Origin of the sequence: Breznakibacter xylanolyticus (assembly GCF_003254275.1) — a bacterium.
Taxonomy (GTDB): domain Bacteria; phylum Bacteroidota; class Bacteroidia; order Bacteroidales; family Marinilabiliaceae; genus Breznakibacter; species Breznakibacter xylanolyticus.
In genome coordinates this window covers 1-259 of sequence record NZ_QKZK01000013.1, presented here as the reverse complement: position 1 = coordinate 259, position 259 = coordinate 1, and the positions used below count along the sequence as shown (strand labels likewise).

The 259-nt window shown below is 58.7% G+C and carries 1 protein-coding gene; it reads left to right on the top strand.

The genetic code is table 11. The annotated features are described in order from the left end of the window. Positions 1–259, top strand: a 259-nt coding sequence (locus LX69_RS09090; RefSeq protein WP_170124312.1) for a hypothetical protein, incomplete at both ends; no start/stop codon positions are given.

Sequence of the window (259 nt, the reverse complement as noted above, 5' to 3'; positions counted from 1 at the left end):
TCAATACACAAAGCGCCACCGTGAGCTGGTTCCCTCAGCCGGTGGTCGATTTGAGCATCTACTCACCCATTGTGGGAGCGAACATTCAGCCGGATGAGTATTTCACCTGCCCCGAAAACCCCGTCGCCATCACCGCCACGCCCGGCTTTGACCACTACCTATGGAGCACTGATGCCAATGAGCGTACCAACGCCATCACCACCGCACCTCCCATGGGCGGCAACACGCTGGTGTGGGTGGAAGTCACCGATGCCAACCT